Origin of the sequence: Streptomyces sp. NBC_01508 (genome assembly GCF_045040315.1) — a bacterium.
Taxonomy (GTDB): Bacteria; Actinomycetota; Actinomycetes; order Streptomycetales; family Streptomycetaceae; genus Streptomyces.
The window spans coordinates 1,046,432-1,064,508 of the sequence record NZ_CP109419.1 but is presented as its reverse complement, the minus strand read 5'-3'; the positions used below and the strand labels follow the sequence as shown (position 1 = coordinate 1,064,508).

Below are 18,077 nucleotides of genomic sequence, written 5' to 3'. Positions count from 1 at the left end.
AAGTTGCGAGCCAAGCCTCAAGGATTTGAGTCACTTGCTTACTTTTTTGCGATTCACAGGGTGCAATCATGTCAACGGCTTGTCAATGCCTGTCGGCGGATCTCGCACAGGAAACAAGCGGGTGCGCGGAAGGTGACGGTGCGTCAGACGGCGGGGGTCACGGGACCCGGAGTGAGCGCCATGCGCTCCTGCTCCTCCGCGACGATCTGCCGGGCCAGCGACTGCTCCGAGATGTCGACCGCGTCGGGCGTGGACCGGGCGACGTCGCTGTGGCGGGCGTACGCGTCGAAGAGGCGCTTCTTCGTGTCGAGCAGGTGCAGCATGCGCTGGTCGACGCTGTCGGCGGTCAGCAGCCGGTGGACCTGGACAGGGCGTATCTGTCCCATGCGGTGGGCGCGGGCGACGGCCTGGGTCTCCAGCGCCGGCTTGACCTGCGGCTCGCACAGGATGACCACGGATGCGGCCTGCAAGTTGAGGCCGGTGCCGCCCGACTGGATCTGGCTGAGCAGCACCGCGTGCCCGGACGCTTCGGCGAAGCCGTCCACCAACTCCTGCCGCCGGGCGGCCGGCAGCCGGCCGGTGAGCGGACCGAAGACGGTGGACGTGCCGAGGGCGGTGGACGGGCCGGAATCCGAGGCGGCGTGCGGGCCGGCGTGCGGGGCGAGCGTCTCCTCCGCGGCCGTCAGCACGTCGCGGAAGAAGGAGAAGACGACGACCTTCAGACCGTTCGACGCGGCCTCGGCGACGAGTTCGCGCAGCCGTCGCAGCTTGGCGGACGTGGCGGGGTCGGCGTACGCGGCACGGCGCATCGCCATGAAGTTCCCGGCCGCCACGGCCTGTCGGTAGGCGGCACGCGCGGCGGGGCTGAACTCCTCCCACTCGTCCACCTGTTGCAGCTCCGGCAGCTCGGTGAGGACGTCCTGCTGGTTACGGCGCAGATACGCGGGCGCGACGGCCTTGCGGAAGATCTCGGAGCCGATGGCCGCGTCGCCCTGGCGGATACCGGGCAGGAGCGCGGGCTGGAGATGGCCCACCAGGCTGCGGAACTCCTCGACCCGGTTCTCCATGGGCGTGCCGGTCATGAACAGCACATGGTCCGTGCGAGCCGCCCAGCTCCGGACCGTCCGGGAGCGCCGGGTCTCGGGATTCTTGACGTAGTGCGCCTCGTCCACGACGAGCATGCCGACCGTGACGTCGTCGGGCACGGCGAGGGAACCGAGGACGTCGTACGTGGTGACCGCGACGTCCCCGTGCCGCGTCCACTGCCCCAGAGCCACCGTCCGGTCCTGGCCGTGCACCCGGTACGCGCGCAGCGTGCTGCGGGACTCGATCTCGCGGATCCAGTTGATGACGACGCTGGCCGGGCACACCACCAGGAAGTGCGTACGGCCCTCGGCCTTGAGGTGCGCGAGGGCGGCGATGGCCTGGATGGTCTTGCCCAGGCCCATCTCGTCGCCCAGGATCACCCGGCGCTGGGCCAGCGCGAACCGGGCGCCGAACGCCTGATAGCCGCGCAGCGACACCCGCCGGTGCGTGTCGTCCAGCCGTTGCGCGCGGACGCGTTCGGAGATGTCGCCGGGCAGGAAGCCCTCGGCCGCGTCGACGTCCGGGGAGAGTTCGGAGAGTTCGGCGAGCAGGACCAGATAGTCGGCTGGGCGGACCTGGAAGTCGAGCCACGCCTCGTCCGTCGCGGAGCCGGGCCGCAGCAGGTCCGTGGCCGCCTGCGTCAGGAGGAGCGGGACCTCGCGATCGGCGGCGTCGGTGAGGAACGCGTCGACCGACCGGACGGCCCGCAGGGCCTGTTGGCGGCGCCGCTTTCCGGTGAGCAGCATGCGCAGCCGGTCGCCGGCCGGGTGCGCCACCGGCAGCAGCGGGGCGAGTTCGGCGTCGATCCGGGCCGCCGCCGCCAGGGCCCGGGGGATGTCGGGACCGGCGTTGACCATCCGGTTCAACGCGGCGACCAGCGCCGTGGCACGGGGATCGTCGGCGTCGTCGGCGTCCACCCGGACGGCGACGTGCTCCGCCATCGCCTCCGCCAGCCCTCGCGCGGCGGCGATGGCGTGCCCGGCGCTCTGCGTGCCGATGCCGGGGATGTGGCGGAGTTCGTACGCCGTCGCGTCCAGCACCTTCCCGACGTTGGTGTACCCGGCCTGTTCGAGCGCGCCGAGGCGGAGCCGGCCCTCGGTGACGTCGGCGAGCCGCGAGACGGGGATGCCCTCCAGCTCACGGCGGACCAGGGCGTCACGCAGCGGCGTGATGGCCTTGAGGGCACCGCCCCGCATCTCGGCGTGGTCGGCCGCCACTTGGCGCGCGGCGGCGAGGAGACGTCCGGCGCGGTCGAGTACGGCGCGTGCGCCGCGGCCCACCGACACCGGCACCGGCACAGATCCTGACACCGGCACCGGCACCGGCACCGACCCCGGCTTTCGCTCGGGCCGCCCCGCTCCGTCGCGCATGACACCCCTCGCGGTTCACCACATCCGGTCGAGCGACATGATTCCACGGGGGTACGACAACGCCGGACGGCCGCTGTCGGCGCGCCCGGCGATGTCGCGGGTGGTTGCGCACCGCCGTGGTCTACGCGGCCATGGTCCAGCGCTGGCCGGGACCGCCGTCGCAGGTGCGCAGTTGCAGCCGCGTACCGTTCGCCGTTCCGTCGGCCGCCGGCGTCAGGCACTTGCCGGAGGCGACGCCGACGACGGTGCCGTCCGCGTTTTCGCGCCACTGCTGGTGGGCCGTGCCGCGGCAGTCCCAGATGATGACGGGCGTGCCGTCGGCGGTTGCGGCGCCCCTCGCGTCCAGGCAGCGGTCGCCGTACACGCGCAGCTCGTCGGAGGCCGTACGGGTCCACTGCTGGTTCGCCTTGCGGTGGCAGTCGTAGACGATCGTCCGCGCGCCCGCGGTTGTCGCGGCGCCGTCGACATCGAGGCAGCGGCCCGACCGTACGTTGACGAGTGCGCCCTGACCCGCCGCGTCCAGCGGCACGAGGCTGCCGGGCACCGAGCGCAGCGCGTCGTACCAGACGGTCGCCATCTTGGCGTAGCCCCCGGCGTTGGGGTGGACGCCGTCCGCGAGGTCGGCCACCGTCAATGCCTTGTGCATGTCAACCAGATGCACCTGTGGGCCCTTGCCGTCGACGATGCCGGGCAGCGCCGCGTTGAACGTCTTGACCCGGGCTTCCAGGTCGGGGTTCGACTCCGGTGTGATCGTCGCGACGAACAGCTCGATCCGCGGCTTCTGTTGGAGGATCCGGTCGATGAGGTCGGAGAGCCGGGCCGGGGCGTTCGCCACGTCGTAGTTCTGGTTCACGTCGTTCGTGCCGATCTGGAGCATGACCGTGCGGGGGTCACTGGTGGCCAGCCAGCCGTCGATGTTCGAGCGGAGCTGGTCGATACGCCATCCCGAGTGGCCCTGGTGGTCGTGATCGCCCAGTTCCGGCGGGCCGTTGAACTGCGAGCCGACGAAGTCGACGGTGTAGCCGCCGGTGGCGAGGTGCTGCCAGAGGTTGACGCGGTAGCCGCCGGGGACGTTGTACCCGTGGGTGATCGAGTCGCCGAGAGGCATGATCCGGACTCCGCCGTTGGACTCGGCGGGAGCGGCGGGAGCGGCGGGCGCCGCAGGCATCGCGGGAGCGGCGGTCGCGGCCGTCTGGGTGAGCGTCATGAGGGCCGCCGTCATGGCGAACACCAGGAGACTGAGGAGAACGTGCGCACGGCGTGAGGCGATTCTTCGCAAGGCGGGTCCTTCCTGCGGGCCGCCGTTGAATGGGGGGTGCGCGTGGTGCGTCCGTGCATGGAGGGGGAGCGTGGCGGCCATGTTGTAGATACCACCGGTCGATCCCCCCGGCGAGGGACCGCGCAGCGGTGGCGGCGAAGTGACGCTGTTCCGGCCACCGTCCGACGGCCTTCCGGCCAGGGGACGGACACGGACCCCGTGATCAGTCCTCGAACAGCAGCCGGCGCAGGAAGTTGTTCATGAACTTGCCCGCCGGGTCCAGCGAGCCGCGCAGCGCCAGGAAGTCCGCCATACGCGAGTAGCGGCCACGCAGCTCCGCCGGCGCCGTCGTGAATACCTTGCCCCAGTGCGGCCGTGCGTCGAGACCCTCCAGCGCCGCCTCAAGCCGCCTGATCACCGGCACCACCGATGCCATGTCCCTGACCCAGGTGAAGTGCAGCGCGACCGTGTCCCGCCCCTCCGCCGGGCTCAGCCACAGTCCGTCGGCGGCAACGGTGCGCACCTCGCAGACCTGGAGTACGGGCGCCATCACCGTCCCCAGCGCCGCCACCGCCCGCAGCGCCTTGACGGCGTGGTGGCGCGGGACCAGATACTCGGACTGGAGTTCCGCACCGTTGCTGGGGGTGAACTCGGCCCGGAAGTGCGGCAGTCGGGCGTGCCACGGCCCCGGCACCCCGTGCTGCTCGGTGCAGTGCGTCGCGGGCATGCCGGGCACGGGGTGCATGGCTTCAGTCGCGGGGCCGGCCCAGGGGAAGTCCGGTTCGGGGGAGTCCGACGCGGGGCCGTCGAGCCGCTTCAGCCAGACCTGACCGAAGCGCGGGCGCGGGGCGCGCCAGTCGGTGAACATGCTCACGCTGTACGCCGCCGAGGTGATCGCGTCGAAGTGCTCCTCCAGCACGGCCAGCGGCAGCCCGGTGCGGACGGACTGCCGCATCTCGAAGGCCGGGACCAGGTCCAGGGTGAGCGACGTGACCACACCGAGGGCGCCGAGCGCCACGACGGAACCGGCGAAGTGCTCGCCGTCCTTCTCCCGGTCCAGGGTCAGCGAGTCGCCGTCCGCGGTGAGGAGTTCCACCGTGCGTACGGCGGTCGCGAGCGATCCGGCGGCGTCCCCGGACCCGTGCGTGCCGGTGGCGATCGACCCGGCCACCGAAATGTGCGGCAGGGAGGCCATGTTGTGCAGGGCGAGCCCCTGGGCGTGCACCTTCCGGGCGAGTTCCGCGTACCGTACGCCGCCGGCGACGCGGACCGTACGGGCCGCCGTGTCGATGTCGACCGTCCGGGGCAGTTCGGCGAGCGAGATCAGGGTGCCGTCGGTGTCGGCGATGCGGTTGAACGAGTGCCCGCTGCCCAGCGCCCGTACGCGGGAGCCGCCCGCGACGATCGCGCGCAGCGCGTCGAGCGTGGCCGGCCGGTGCACCCGGTCGGCCGAGAAGACGATGTTCCCGGCCCAGTTGGACCCCGCGCCGTCCGTCACTGTCCCGTCGGCCACTGCCTCCGTCAACTGTCCGCCCTCTTCTCATCGCATTCGATCCGCGCGCCCGCTCCGAGCTTGGAGTATGCGCCGACGGTGTGATGATCCTCAACAGTTCCCGGCCCGCCGCGCCGTGCCGTGCCGCGACCCGCCGTGCCGCCCGCCGTCGCCGCTCACTGTCCGACCACTGCCGGCCCACCCGCACGCGTCACACCGGCGATGATCGTCGGTGATGTCCTGGACACGCCCCCACAGCCGCGCGTACCAGGCCGGCCCCCGGCGCTGCCGGCGCTGCTTCGCCAGCCGCACGGCGCGGGGTCGCCGCGTCGTCGGCCGTGCGGAAGTCCACGACCTCGCCCACGGGGAAGCCGTGCCACCCCCGTCGTTCGGCCGCCGTCAGCGTGCTGATCTTCACTGCCGGGACTTCCACTTGGTGCTCCGTATGCGGCAACAGGCCCGCACATCAAGTCAGCTGACGCTGTACCAGGTCACGCAGCCTGCCGTCACCCCTCGCCAACAGGGTGGCGGGCGGACCCTGTTCGACGATCCGGCCCGCGTCCATCACCAGCACGCGGTCCGCGTCGAGCACCGTGGACAGCCGGTGGGCGATCACCAGCCGGCCCGCGTTCAGCTTGCGGGTGCTCTCGATCACGATGCGCTGGGTCGCGTTGTCCAGCGCGCTGGTCGCCTCGTCCAGGAAGAGCAGGCGCGGGCGGCGGACCAGCGCCTGAGCGATCATCAGCCGCTGACGCTGGCCGCCGGAGACGGCGCCGCCTCCGGCGATCATGGTGTGCAGGCCCATCGGCATCCGCTTGATGTCCTCGGCGAGCCCGGCCATCTCGACGGCCGCCCACACCTCCTCCTGCGAGAACGTCTCGGCGCCGCAGACGCAGTCCCAGATGGAGCCGGTGAGCGGCTGCGCGTTCTGCAGGACGACACCGCACTGACGCCGTACGGCCGCGCGGTCGAGAGCGGCCAGATCCTGGCCGTCGTACAGCACGCTTCCGGCGACCGGCCGGTCGAAGCCGATCAGCAGCCGCAGCAGCGTCGACTTGCCGCAGCCGCTGGGGCCGACGACCGCCACGAACTCGCCCGGCTCCATCCGAAGCGACACGTCGTCGAGCACCAGCGGGCCGTCGTCGGTGTAGCGGAAGGACAGTCGCCGGGCCTCGATCCCGCCGGTCAGCACCCCGGGTTGGGCGCCCGTGCCGCCGACCTCGGGCGCCGCGTCCAGGACCGGCTTGATCTGCTCGAACATGGGCAGCGCGGCGGCGACCGACACGAGCGCGCCGGTCAGTTGGGTGACGGAGGTCAGCAGCATGGTCACGGCCGTGTTGAAGGTCAGGAACTCGCCGGCCGACATCGTGCCGCGCGCCGGGCCGGCCAGCAGCATGAACATCACGAGGGAGCAGAACGGCAGGTACACCGCGTCCAGCACCGTCGTCAGATTCCTGATCCGGCCCGCCCGCTGCTGGAGTTCGCGCGAGCGCGCGAAGCCACGCGCCCACGCCGCGTACGCGAAGCCCTCGGCTGCGGCGACCCGCAGCTTCGGCAGCCCGCGCAGGGTCTGGAACGCCTGGTTGTTGAGCTTGTTGCCGAGGACGACCAACTGCCGCTGCCAGCGCAGCTGCCACAGCCCCATCCCGAGGAACACGGCGGCGATGACGGCCAGCATCCCGATCGCCGCCAGTGCGAGCGGGACGCTGTGGACGAGGAGCAGTACGAGGCTCATGGCGCCGACCGCGGCCGACTGGGTGAGCACCGGCCCGATGCCCGACAGCACCCGGCGGATGGCGCTGACGCCCATCGCCGCGCTCGCCAGTTCGCCGGTGGAGCGCTCGGCGAAGAACGCCGTCGGCAGCCTCAACAGCCGGTCCCACACGGCGGGTTGGAGCGTGCTCTCGATACGGCCCTCCATCCGCAGGATGGTGAGGCTCTGCATCAGCATGAAGGAGGCCGAGACGATGCCGCTGATCATGACAGCGAGCGCGACCTGCGTGATGAGATCGGTCCGGGCGCTCGGTACGTAGTCGCCGAGCACCCGCCCGGTCGCGATCGGCACCAGCGCTCCGAGCCCCACGGTGACGAGGGTGGTCAGCGTCAGATTGCGCAGATCCACGCCGTTGCCGCGCAGGCCGAAGCGCAGCAACCCCCAAGGGGCCAGGGGCTCTTCGGGCAGTGGGCGGTAGAACATCACGGCGCGCGGCTCGAAGTCGCCGGCGTTGTGCTCGCCGACGCGCAGCCGCGCCTCGGTGGCCGGGTTGACCGCCTCGTAACGGCCGCGCCGCCACAGCAGCGCCACCGGGGCGCCGGACTTGGCCCGATGACCCACCAGCGGCCCGGAGTCGGTCCGCCACCACCGGCCGTCGAGCCGGACGGCGCGGGTACGGACCCGGGAGGCGACCGCGATCCGTTCGACCGGGTCGACACGGTCGTCGAGCGGGCTGCCCGGGCCGCGGGGGTGATCGGTGAGGGTGATGGCCGAGGCCGCCGCGACCAGCCGGCAGACCGCGAACGTCGCGTCGCGGGCGGCGTCGCCGCCCTCCGTTCCGCCGTCGGCCGCGCTATCGGTGCCGGTGCCGGTGCCGGTGCCGGTGCCGGTTCGGATTCCGGTTCCGGGGCGGCCGATGGATGCCACCAGCGCCTCGTCCGCCTGCGCCCGTACCGCCTCACCGGCCTGGATCCCGGCGGCCGTTCGGTCCTCGTGCGCGCGCTCCTGCCGCTCGATCCAGTGGTCGACGGCCGACAGCAGCCGGTGCTGCTGGTTGACCATCCGCTGCCACATCGCGCCGTCGACCAGCAGATCGCCCGCCGCGTCCGTGCCGTACGAGGCGCCGTACCGCACGCTGCCGGGGGAGACCGGCATCCACAGCACGTCGTCGTCGGACACGGCGCCGTCGGTGGACGGGCGGGTGTCGAGCGGGGTCTGGAAGAGCGCGCCGAGGCCACGGGCGGCGCCGAGAGCGAAGGCGTGCTCCAGGGGGGTGGGGACGGGGGCCGCGTACGGATCGGCGCAGGGATCCACGTACACGTCGCACGGCGGCGGCACGTACAGCTCCCGCAACGCGATCCGCCGCAGCGCGCAGTCCTGCGACGGCCTGCTCAGCAACGTGTGCCGGGGTCCGTCGACCGGCCCCAGGAGCAGCGTTCCCGCTTCGAGGCGGCCGAGGAAATGCCACTGCCCGCGCTGCGCCGTGTCGACGGCGAACAGGTCGAGCGTGCCCCCGACGACGAGCCACAGCACCTGCGGGCCTTCGAGAGGCACGTTGCGCGGACCGGCGCAGTCGACCGGTGAGCCCAGTGCGCCGAGGGCGTGGACCACCGGGTCGACGCCTGTCGTGCCGTCCGCCGCTCCCGCTCCCGCCGTTGTGGAGTCCACGTCCACGTCAGTACTCCTTGACCAGTTGCGCGTACGGACCCCCGGCGGCGACCAGTTCCTCGTGCCTGCCGCGCTCCACGACCGCGCCGTGGTCGAGCACCACGATCTCGTCGCTGTCGCGCACCGTGCTCAGCCGGTGGGCGATCACCACGCACGCGCAGCCGCGCCGCCGCAGGTTGTCGATGATCAGGCGCTCCGTCTCCGCGTCCAGCGCGCTCGTCACCTCGTCCAGTACCAGGATGCTCGGCCTCCTGACCAACGCCCGCGCGATCTCCAGCCGTTGGCGCTGACCGCCCGAGAAGTTCCGGCCGTCCTGCTCGACCCTGCCGTGGACGCCCTCGGGGCGGCGCGCGATCACGTCGTCGTACAGCGCGGCGTCCTTGAGGGCGGTGACCACGGCGTCGTCCGGTATCGACGGGTCCCACAGCGCGACGTTGTCGCGGACGGTGCCCTCGAAGAGGAAGACGTCCTGGTCCACGAAGGACACCGAGGCGGCCAGCGCGCCGCGGGAGATGTCCTCCAGGCGCTGCCCGTCGATGCGGATCGTCCCCTCCCACGGACCGTAGAGACCCGAAATGAGCCTGGAAACCGTGGACTTGCCGCTCCCGGAACCGCCGACCAGCGCGACCTGCTGCCCCGGCCCCACCGTCAGCGAGAAGCCGTCGAGCAGCGGCGCGTCCAGCGGGCTGTAGCCGAACACGACGCTCTCCAGCTCCACATGGCCCGTCAGCCTGCGGGTACTCGCGTCCGGCCGCTGCCGTGAGTAGAGCGGGTCGACGGGGAAACTCTCGACGTCCTTCAGCCGGGCCACATCGGCGGCGAAGTCCTGGATCCGGCCCGCCACCCCGTTCAGCCGGGTGATCGGCGCGGTGAACCGCACCACCAGCGCCTGGAACGCGACGAGCAGACCGATCGAGATGGCCCCGTCCACCGCCCGCAGCCCGCCGATCAGAAGGATCAGCGCGCTGTTGAGCGTGGCGAGCGTGGGTGCGACCACGGCCAGTGCGGCGCTGGGCACGCCGAGCCTCTGCTGCTCCTCCAGCGTCGTCGCGTGCTGCCCGGCCCACCGGCGGAAGTAGCCGCTCTCGCCGCCGGTCGCCTTCATCGTCTCGATCAACTGAAGGCCGGTGTACGAGGTGTTGGTCAGCCGCGCGCTGTCCGCCCGCAGCTTGCGGGTACCGGTGGACCGCAGTTGGATCACGATCCGCATCGCGACCACGTTCAGCAGCGCCATCAGCACCCCGACTAGCGTCAGTTGGGGGTCGTAGGACCACAGGAGCGCGGCGTACAGGATCACCACCACCCCGTCCACACCGGCCGCCGCCAGGTCCCGCGCCAGTGTCTCGGCCACGGCGTCGTTGGTCTGGAGCCGCTGGACGAGATCGGCCGGGCTGCGCTGGGCGAAGAACGTGACCGGCAGCCGCAGCAGATGCCGCAGGAACCGGGCGCCGCTGAGCGTGGACGAGATGATGCGCCCGCGCAACAGGTTCGCCTGCTGGAGCCCGGTCAGTACGGCGGTGAGCACCACCATGGTGGCCATCGACGCGAACAGCGGACCCAGCAACGATGTCTGACCACCGATCAGAAACATGTCGATGTACGTACGGCTCAGCGCGGGCACCGCGGCGCCCACCGCCACCAGCAGCAGGCTGGCGAGCAGCGCGGCCAGCAGGGTGGCGGCCGTTCCGCGCATCCGCGCGGGCATGGCGCTGAGGACTCCGGGCCTACGGCCGCCCCGGCGGAAGGCGGCGGCCGGCTCGAAGACGAGGACGACGCCCGTGAAGCTGGTGTCGAAGTCCTCGATCGGGACGAACCGGCGTCCCTTGTCGGGGTCGTTGATGTGCGCGCCCCGGCCGCCGGGCCGGCGGCCCATGCCGTCGTACACGACGTAGTGGTTGAACTCCCAGAACAGGATCGCGGGCGCCCGCACCTCGGCGAGGGCCTCCGTCTCCATCTGCATGCCTTTGGCCTGGAGGCCGTAACCACGCGCCGCTTTGAGGAGGTTGGAGGCGCGCGAGCCGTCGCGCGACACACCGCACGCGATACGCAGCTCCTCCAGGGGGACGTGGCGGCCGTGGTGGGCGAGCACCATGGCGAGGGAGGCCGCGCCGCACTCCAGGGCCTCCATCTGGAGGACGGTGGGGGTGCGGACGGCCTTGGGGGCCGGTCGCCCGCGCTTGGCGGCCCGCCGCCGCCCGCCGGTTGTCCCTGTCTCCCGCTCGTCGGGCCGGTGCCTGCCGCGCCCGGCGGCCGGCGGTAGCTGGTGCCGAGGGGGACTCGGGCGCGCGCTCACGGGAGCAGCCAATCGATCGGGTGCTGTTCGGCCAGCCGGACGGAACCGGTGGCCAGGGTCATGGACTCCACGGCGTACGGCGGACCGTCCGGCGACGACCAGACGTAACCGGACTCAGTGGCTGACGACTCGTCAAGTCGCACCAGTACGGCGACGGGTGGCCCCTCGCGTGAGAACTGCTCGCCCAACTGGGTGCTGCCGAGGAACCCGGTGATGCGCCGGCTGGTCTCGGCGACGCGGCCTACGGCCTCGACCCGGCCGCGCAGCACGCCGTACCGCTGCTTCGGCACCGACTGGACGGTGACGTCCACGGAGGTGCCGACGGGTACGGTCGCTCCGCTCTCGGCGGGGGCGTACAGCATCACGCTCAGCGGATCGCCGGCCTTCTCGACCCGTTCGACCGCCGCGACATCGGCCCCGGTGGTGATCACGGAGCCGACGGCGGCCACCAGGGTCGTCAGCCGGCCGGCCGCGAGGGTGCGGACGACGCTGTCGCCCTCGGCGGTACGGACCTTGACGAGCGGGGAGTCGGCGGGCACCCGCTCGCCCTCCTCGGCGAGTACGTCCGTGATCTGTCCGGCGACGGGGCTCTGGAGGACGTAACTGCCCTGCGCGTGGGTGAGGATGCCCGGCGCGCCGAGGGTGGACGAGACGGTGCCCGTCACCGCCCAGCAGGCCGCGCCGATCATCGCGAGGACCGTGACGGCCAGGACGAGCCGTCCCCGGGGCCGGGCGAAGCGCACCGGCAGATCGATCTCCTCGGGCGACTGGAGCTTGGAAAGGGCCTGTTGACGGAACTGCACGACGCTCTTCCCTCGTATCCCTCGTAGCTCGGTGATTCCGGCGCGCTCACCGCCGACAGACGCACAGCCGTCTCCCACGACCGCCGACGCGGCAGAGCTGGAGTCTCAACTCAGAGGCTGGAGACCAGGCCCGTGGCGAGACCGGTCACGCCCGACGTGTTGACGCCGGTGGCACCCTCGACGGTGCCGACGACACCGCCGACCGTCCCGGAGACGGGGACGACGGAGTCAACAGTGCCCGTGACGGTGCCGACGAGGCCGCCGACGAGACCACCCGACACGTTGTCGAGGTCGCTGTCGGAGATTTCCTGGGTCTCAACCTGGGGAGAGCGGTTCATGATGTGAGATTCCCTTCGCATGGCTATTTCACAATGGCCACGACCGGCCTCACCAGTACGGGCGAACCGGCCGTCGCAGCGGTTGTCGGGGGCGCTCCCACGGATATCCGGGTATCAGGATTCGGAAATCCGCCGAATGGCGCCGGGGTGACTCCCGCAGTGCGACGGATCAAAGCACGCGGGCATGTCGAGTGGCCAACCGAACGCCCAACGATCAGACCCGGAAGTGGTGTTGGGGTATGCCGAAGTGCCCGCGCGTCCATGGCTCGGTGCCATCTTCTTCACGCCGTCGACCGCCCCGAAGCGGACATTCCCGCACCAAAGGCGGCACGCGCGGATCGCTACAGGTACGGACCTGACGGTGGATTGGCCCGCCTGCGTATTCGATGTGCAGATTCCTCGCAGGAGACACCCGAAGTCGCCACCGAAGGAGCCCTCCGGAAGTACGCCGCCGACCATGTCGAATGCCTCGTCACGGTATTTCCGGGGAAACGGCGCGGCTTCCAGGAGAAGGCAACATAAACGCATAACGGCGTTGCGCCGGACGCGGGGGAAATGGCCCCCTTCCAGCCGGTCACCGCCCGGTTCGACGCCGTCGCCACCGTTTGTCGCCCGGTGCGCGGGATCACCACGTCTGCCGGCCTCCGGCGCCCGGACCGGCGTCGCCGTCCGTAGCCGCAGGAGCCGTCAGCCCGCGCCGAACCGTCGGGCCGGCGCGCGGAACGACTCCTTCTGCTCCCGGCCGACGTCGACCGACTTCGGCAGGCCGAGGCTGTCCATGTCCAAGTCGCCTGCCGGGCCGGGGGAGTACGGATCCGACGTGGCGAACTCGTAGACGTACGCGCCCTGGACGCCGTGCGCCCCGTAGATGTCGGGCAGGTCCGTCAGGTAGTCGGCCTGTTCCTGTTCCGCGCGGACGTAGGCGCCGTTCAGGGCCGGGGGATCCGCAGGCCGTCCGCGTAGTAGTCCTGGGCGTTGTACGCCGTCCGGTAGTAGTTCTGGCCGACGAAGTCGAAGCCCGACCAGTCCACCCGCTCCCACAGCGCGCCGCCGTGCGGTCGCCGTAGCCGGCAATGAAGCCCGAGGTGAACATCGTCAGCTCGCAGCCGACGCTGAGGTCGACGGCCGCGTGGCGCCGACGCAGTCCCTCCGTCGCGTCGGCCGTCGCCGCCAGGTGCGCCGGCGTCGCCGCCGCGTCGCCCTCGATGAGACGGGGCTGCGACCAGACATGCGGGCCCGCTTCGGCGGCGAGGCCCCCGTACACTGTCGGCCGTTCGATGTCCGTGCCGCATACGGTCACCGAGTTCGCGTGCAACTCGTCGCGAATCATGGCCATATGGCGCCGCAACACACCGTCCGGCCACGGCGCGGAGGACGAGCCGCCGCCCGAATAGTCCGTGCCCGCGTCGTAGTTGATGCCTCTCCAGGCCAACGCCGCCGCACGCATGATGGGTTGGTCTCGCACGGTGTGACCATGGAGACACCCGGCGCGTACACGCGATCGATCAGCACCGGCCGAAATCGTCCGGATCCGCACGGATCCCTGCCCAACGGCAGGACGAGCGGGCTAGTGTCGTGATCTGACCTGCACGCCCGTTCACCGTAAGGAGGGTGATGGTGCCCCCGCCGGAGCACGCGGTCCGCCTCCCGCTCCTCGAACGCGAGCCGGAGATCGCCGCAGCCGCGCACGCCGTCGAAGGGCTCTTCGCACAGACCCCGGCCGGCGGACTCCTCGTCTACCGCGGCGCCGCCGGACTCGGCAAGACCGCAATGCTCTCCGAGGTCCGGCGCATGGCGGCCGGCCGCTGCACCGTGTGGTCGGCGCGCGGCGGCGAGACAGTGACCTCCGTGCCGTTCCACGTTGTACGGCAGCTGCTGCAACCCGCCCTGACGGAGCGCGGATCCGACGACGTACGCGAACTGCTCGGCGACAAGTACGACATCGTCGGCCCCGCCCTCGGAGTCGCGCCGCCCGGCGCGCGGAACGCCGATCCGCAGGGCGTCAGGGACGGCCTGGACACCCTCTTTTGCCGGCTCGCCGAGGCGCTGCCCCCGCTCGTCGTGGTCGTCGACGACGCGCACTGGTCCGACCTCGAATCCCTCGCCTGGCTGGCGTCCTTCGCCCGGCGTACGGGCGGCCCGCCGATCCTCGTCGTCGTCGCGTACCGCGTCGAGGACGCGATCGGCGAATGCGCCCATCTCCTGAGGGCATTGGGCGAGTGCGCCCGACTGCTCGTCACCCTGAAGGCGCTGACCTCCGAGGCCACCGCCACACTCGCCCGCGCCAGCCTCGGCGAGCACGCGGACGAACCGTTCTGCCGCGAGGTGTGGGAAGTCACCGGCGGCAACGCCTACGAAACCGTCGAACTGCTCGCCAAGGCCCGCGACCAGGCCCTCGACCCCGTCGGCAAGTCCGCCGACGCCCTCAGCGCGCTCGGCGCCGCGACCCGCGGCACCGGCCTCGTCGCCCGGCTGGAGGAGCTGGGTCCCACCACGACCCGCTTCGCCTGGGCCGCCGCGATACTCGGCACCGACATCTCCCTCGAACTCGTCGTGTCCCTCGCCGGGATGGGACCGGCGGAGGCCGCCGACTGCGCCGAACGGCTCCGGCTGGCCCGCATCCTCGTCGGCACCGACCCGCTGGAGTTCGTCCACCCCCTCATCGCCACCGCCGTCTACCGCGCCATCCCCCCGGGCATCCGGACCGCCTTCCACGGCCGGGCCGCCTGGCTCGTCACCCGCAGTGGCCGGCGTGCCGCGCTCGCCGCCCGCCACCTCCTTGAGGTCCACCCCGACAACGACGCCGAACTGGTCGTGCAGTTGCGCGAGGCCGCCGCCGAACATCTCGCGGTCGGCGCCCCCGACGCCGCCCGCCGCTGCCTCGAACGCGCCCTGAAAGAACCACCGTTGCCCCGGACCCGGGCCGAAGTGCTGTACGAACTGGGCTGCGCGACCCTCCTGTCGTCACCCGCCACCACCGTCGGGCACCTGCGCGCCGCGATCGACACCCAGCTCCTGGACGACACGCTGCGCGTCGACGCGGTCTTCCGGCTGTCACAGGCCCTGACGCACAACGACCAGACCCGGGAAGCCGCCCGGGTCGCCGCCGCCGAAGCCGACCGCACCCCGTCGGGACCCGCCCGGATGCGCCTGCGGACCGCGCACTTCCTGTGGGAGGGCGTCCAGGAGACCGAGGACGACGGCAGGGAACGCTCCCGCCGCCTCGCCGAGACCGCAGCCGGGCTGGGCGGGCGCGACAACACCGAACGTGTCCTGCTCATGCTGCGCGCCTTCGACGCCACGGCACGCGGCGAGAGCGCCGAGGAGATCGTCCAGATCGGCGAACGCGCCCTGGTCGGCGGCGCGCTCGCCCCCGGTACCGGCTGGACCGGTACGGCCTGGGGCTTCGAACCACCCGCCCTGCTCGCGCTGTCCTTCGCCTTCGCCGACCAACTCGACCGCGCGGAGAAGCTGTTCGACGAAGGCATGCGGGCCTTCGAGATCTCCGGCTGGAGCGGCGGCCACCTCGCGTTCGCCCATACGCTCGTCGGCTACGCCCACCGCAGACGGGGCCGCCTCGCCGACGCGGAGACATATCTGCGCGAGAGTCTGCGCCTCGCCGACCGGGTCGGCGACCGCCTGCCGATGCACTGGAACGGCATCTGCATGCTCGTCGACACCCTGCTCGCCCGGGGACACGTCGAAGAGGCACGCGAAGCGGCCGAGCGCTACGCCTTCGCACCGCCGTACGCCTCGACCATCGCCATCCCCGACGCGCGGTCCGTACGCGGCAGGCTGCTGCTCGCCCTCGGCCGTACGGAGGAGGCGATCGCCGAACTCGAAAGTACGGGGCGGGCGTTGACGGCGCGAGGCCGGCACAACGGGGTGCTGGCGACCTGGGCGATCGACCTCGCGCGGGCACTTGCCGATGTCGACCCAGGCCGCGCGGCCGAACTCGCCGCGTACGCCCGCGACCGGGCCGAGCGGTTCGGCACGCACACCGCGATCGGTGTCGCGCTGTGCTGCTCCGCGTCCCTGGCCGAGGGACCGGCCGCGGTCGACCAGCTGGCCGAGGCCGTCACCCATCTCGAAGCGTCGCCCTGTACGTACGAACTGGCGGTCGCCCGCGTCGAGTACGGCATCGCCGCGAGGTCGGCGCCGGATCTGGGCCGGGGCCGGGTGCTGGCCGAGGCGTGCGGCGCCGACGGACTGGCGGAACGGGCCCGGCTGGCGCTGGAGGGTACGCGGACGGCCGGGGGCGGCGCGGGGTGACCGCGGGATTGAGGGGTCTCGTCACCCCCCAGGGTTGACCTTCAGGGTTCATCCCCAGGACTGAGGACCGCCGCCGCGCCACTCGACCGTGCCGGCGTCGGTCATCCGGGCGGGATCGATGCCCGCCCTGCGCAGCAACTCCGCGACGTCCGCCGGCCGGCGAGCGCGACCGGCGTCGTGGCCGTCCACCCAGACCCGCCGGCCTCCGCCGCACGGGGGCAGGACGACGGCCAGAACATGATGCTCCATGCATCTACTCTGCGCGCCGTCGCCGCCGGCCGCATCCGGACCGCTGCCGCTGCCGCTGCCGCTGCTGCCGTCGCCGGACCCGGCTACGGCTGCGGACCCCGACCCGCACTCGCCCCCGCACCCACCACGTGCCGTGCCTCGCCGCCCCGTACTCACGGCAGCGGACGCATCCGGTACGGGTCCGCCGGATCCTGGCGTCGACGCGCGGAGCGCCGTACGGCGAACAGCGCCAGCGCGGCGAGACACGCGGCCCCGATGAACACGATCGGCCAGATGTACCCGGACGGTGCCGACGTCGGGTCGGACGGCTCGGCCCGCGTCGCGGCGGCGAGACGGGCCGCCCCGGCCGCCCCCGCCACCCGCGCGGCGTCCGCCTCCGGCCCCGCCGCGCGGGCGGACCGCGCGACCGGTCCCTGCTTCTCCACCTCGGCCGCCTGGCGCGGCGGGCTCGGCGGCCGGGGCGGTTCCAGCGACCCCACGGGCGTGACGGCGGGCGCTGCCGCGAAGCCCCAGTCCAGCAGCGAACGGGCCTCCTCGTACACCGCCTGCGAGGCCCCGGACTGCGGATTCATCACCGTCGCCAGCAGTGTGCGGTCCCCTCGCCGGGCCGCCGCGACCAGCGTGTTCCCCGCGTGCGTCGTGTAGCCGTTCTTGACGCCGATCAGTCCTGGATAGCGCCGGACACCATCGGCGCCCGTCAGTAGCCTGTTGGTGTTCTGGATGCCGAAGGTCGAGCCACCGCCTGCGGGGAACTGGGCGTCGACGGTCGAGCAGTACTCCGCGAAGGCCGGCAGCTTCAGCCCGGCGCGGCCGAACACCGCGAGGTCGTACGCCGACGACACCTGCCCCGGCGCGTCGTAGCCGTCCGGGGAGACCACATGGGTGTCGAGCGCGCCCAACTCCTTTGCCCTGGAACGCATCTGACTGATCGTCGCCTCCCAGCCGCCGTTCATTCCGGCGAGCACCCGCACCGCGTCGTTGCCCGAGCTGAGGAAGACCCCCCGCCACAGATCGGCCACGTCGTACGTCTGGCCGGGGGCGACGCCCACCAGGCTGCTGCCGGCGCCGATCCCCGTCAGGTCCGCCTCGGTCACACTGTGCCGGGCGTCGGAGGGGATCCGGGGCAGCGCGGTGACCGCGAACAGGGTCTTGAGGGTGCTGGCGGGCGGCAGCGCGCGGTGCGCGTTGTGGGCGGCGAGCACCGCGCCCGTGCCCGCGTCGGCGACCACCCAGGAGAGGGCGGAGACGCCCGTGGGAGGCGCGGGCGCGGGCGCGCCGGCCGCCGCGCGTACATGGGTGCCCGGCCGGTACAGCAGCGAGGGGCCGCCCGGCCGCGAGACCTCCCCGGCCGGATGGTCGGCCCGTGAGCCCGCGGCGGCGACGGCGGTGGTGGTGGCCGTGCCGGCGGTGGCGGCGGTGGCCGGGAGCAGGGTCAGCAGGCCGGCCAGTCCGGTGGTCAGAGCCACGGTGCCGGCGAACGCGGGGCGCAGGAACGATCTGATGATCATTCAGTCACCGTAGAAACGGACCACGT

The 18,077-nt window shown here is 72.2% G+C and carries 10 protein-coding genes; 1 reads left to right on the top strand and 9 read right to left on the bottom strand.

What is annotated here, in order from left to right; all coding sequences use genetic code 11:
* Positions 1 to 143: 143 nt before the first annotated feature.
* The 7 genes from OG700_RS04840 to OG700_RS04810 all read right to left on the bottom strand — a co-directional run bounded on the left by OG700_RS04840 (position 144) and on the right by OG700_RS04810 (position 12,022).
* Complete coding sequence (locus OG700_RS04840; RefSeq protein ID WP_405609360.1) at positions 144 to 2,456, bottom strand: DEAD/DEAH box helicase; 2,313 nt, start codon at positions 2,454 to 2,456, stop codon at positions 144 to 146.
* Between the two features lie 121 nt (positions 2,457 to 2,577).
* A complete protein-coding gene (locus OG700_RS04835; RefSeq protein ID WP_405609357.1) occupies positions 2,578 to 3,678 on the bottom strand; it encodes a ricin-type beta-trefoil lectin domain protein in 1,101 nt (366 codons plus the stop codon).
* A gap of 259 nt (positions 3,679 to 3,937) precedes the next feature.
* Positions 3,938 to 5,239 carry a D-arabinono-1,4-lactone oxidase gene (locus OG700_RS04830; RefSeq protein WP_405609354.1) on the bottom strand — a complete coding sequence of 434 codons (1,302 nt, stop codon included), beginning with the start codon at positions 5,237 to 5,239 and terminating at the stop codon, positions 3,938 to 3,940.
* Between the two features lie 433 nt (positions 5,240 to 5,672).
* A complete protein-coding gene (locus OG700_RS04825) occupies positions 5,673 to 8,588 on the bottom strand; it encodes an NHLP bacteriocin export ABC transporter permease/ATPase subunit (protein ID WP_405621449.1) in 2,916 nt (971 codons plus the stop codon).
* Between the two features lie 7 nt (positions 8,589 to 8,595).
* Positions 8,596 to 10,881 (bottom strand): NHLP family bacteriocin export ABC transporter peptidase/permease/ATPase subunit, encoded by a 2,286-nt coding sequence (locus OG700_RS04820; RefSeq protein ID WP_405609351.1) that lies wholly within the window; start codon positions 10,879 to 10,881, stop codon positions 8,596 to 8,598.
* Positions 10,878 to 11,684, bottom strand: a complete 807-nt coding sequence (locus OG700_RS04815; protein WP_405609348.1) for a hypothetical protein — start codon at positions 11,682 to 11,684, stop codon at positions 10,878 to 10,880. Before OG700_RS04815 ends, OG700_RS04820 begins: the two co-directional genes overlap by 4 nt.
* A gap of 110 nt (positions 11,685 to 11,794) precedes the next feature.
* Entirely contained in the window at positions 11,795 to 12,022 is a 228-nt protein-coding gene (locus OG700_RS04810) for a type A2 lantipeptide (RefSeq protein ID WP_405609345.1), read from the bottom strand.
* A gap of 1,614 nt (positions 12,023 to 13,636) precedes the next feature.
* Between OG700_RS04810 and OG700_RS04805 the strand changes: the two genes are divergently transcribed.
* On the top strand, positions 13,637 to 16,294 hold the full coding sequence (locus tag OG700_RS04805) for an ATP-binding protein (protein ID WP_405609342.1): 2,658 nt from the start codon (positions 13,637 to 13,639) through the stop codon (positions 16,292 to 16,294).
* A gap of 48 nt (positions 16,295 to 16,342) precedes the next feature.
* Here the strand turns inward: OG700_RS04805 and OG700_RS04800 are convergent, their stop codons facing one another.
* Both OG700_RS04800 and OG700_RS04795 read right to left on the bottom strand, forming a co-directional pair.
* Positions 16,343 to 16,543, bottom strand: a complete 201-nt coding sequence (locus tag OG700_RS04800; RefSeq protein WP_405609340.1) for a hypothetical protein — start codon at positions 16,541 to 16,543, stop codon at positions 16,343 to 16,345.
* 152 nt (positions 16,544 to 16,695) lie between these two features.
* Positions 16,696 to 18,051, bottom strand: coding sequence for a D-alanyl-D-alanine carboxypeptidase family protein (locus OG700_RS04795; RefSeq protein ID WP_405609338.1), 1,356 nt, complete (start codon positions 18,049 to 18,051; stop codon positions 16,696 to 16,698).
* Positions 18,052 to 18,077: the final 26 nt, after the last annotated feature.

Excerpts from the sequence above, each read along its gene's own strand:
- OG700_RS04805 (WP_405609342.1), top strand. The coding sequence starts at position 13,637 with ATGGTGCCCCCGCCGGAGCACGCGGTCCGCCTCCCGCTCCTCGAACGC.
- OG700_RS04800 (WP_405609340.1), bottom strand. The coding sequence starts at position 16,543 with ATGGAGCATCATGTTCTGGCCGTCGTCCTGCCCCCGTGCGGCGGAGGC.
- OG700_RS04835 (WP_405609357.1), bottom strand. The coding sequence starts at position 3,678 with ATGACGGCGGCCCTCATGACGCTCACCCAGACGGCCGCGACCGCCGCT.
- OG700_RS04840 (WP_405609360.1), bottom strand. The coding sequence starts at position 2,456 with ATGCGCGACGGAGCGGGGCGGCCCGAGCGAAAGCCGGGGTCGGTGCCG.
- OG700_RS04795 (WP_405609338.1), bottom strand. The coding sequence starts at position 18,051 with ATGATCATCAGATCGTTCCTGCGCCCCGCGTTCGCCGGCACCGTGGCT.
- OG700_RS04810 (WP_405609345.1), bottom strand. The coding sequence starts at position 12,022 with ATGAACCGCTCTCCCCAGGTTGAGACCCAGGAAATCTCCGACAGCGAC.